General features: G+C 46.0%; 1 protein-coding gene. It reads left to right on the top strand.

Annotated features, from left to right (window positions below):
• A partial coding sequence (locus NLF92_RS12925; RefSeq protein ID WP_489886391.1) for a type 2 periplasmic-binding domain-containing protein occupies positions 1–274 on the top strand: 274 nt, incomplete at both ends.

Below are 274 nucleotides of genomic sequence, written 5' to 3'. Positions count from 1 at the left end.
ATTTACCGCAAGCGAGCAACCAATCTTTTATCGGCCATCAAAAAACCGTGGCAGGTGGTGTATACCATTGCCGACTTAAACGGCATACAAACGGCCATTAACGAAGGGTTGGGTATAACCGTTCTTGCAAAAAGTTCGGTGCCGCCTGGTCTACACGTTCTATCTAATTCAGAAAGTTTACCCGAGCTTGGGCATGTGGGTGTTTGTTTAGTTAACCCTCAGAAAGTGTCATCGAAAGCGATTAGCTTGCTCACTGAAACCATCACCAACGAAG

The organism is Opacimonas viscosa, from assembly GCF_024199005.1.
Taxonomy (GTDB): domain Bacteria; phylum Pseudomonadota; class Gammaproteobacteria; order Enterobacterales; family Alteromonadaceae; genus Opacimonas; species Opacimonas viscosa.
This window is presented reverse-complemented; position numbering and strand designations above follow the sequence as displayed.